Source organism: Chryseobacterium sp. SIMBA_038 (assembly GCF_046535115.1).
In the GTDB taxonomy this organism is placed as follows: domain Bacteria; phylum Bacteroidota; class Bacteroidia; order Flavobacteriales; family Weeksellaceae; genus Chryseobacterium.
In genome coordinates this window covers 1-229 of record NZ_JAWRXH010000495.1, presented here as the reverse complement: position 1 = coordinate 229, position 229 = coordinate 1, and the positions used below count along the sequence as shown (strand labels likewise).

Sequence of the window (229 nt, the reverse complement as noted above, 5' to 3'; positions counted from 1 at the left end):
CAGAAGATCATACGATTTAAAGATGAAACTTTCCTCAAGCATATACAACCTTGATGAAGATTTTACAACCTCTCATGACCATAAAATAGCTGTAATACAGGCTAATGAGCTGCTGGAAGATTACCTGATAAAATCAATCCGCAATATCGGGCAGGAAACAGTGGTAAATATCGGGGAAGTAGGAAAATTAATATGGACATCTTCAAAAGTGTCACTGATAGAGCTGATG

General features: G+C 37.1%; 1 protein-coding gene. It reads left to right on the top strand.

What is annotated here, in order from left to right:
* The coding region (locus SB689_RS24395; RefSeq protein WP_410694590.1) for an RteC domain-containing protein at nucleotides 1–229 on the top strand (229 nt) is incomplete at both ends.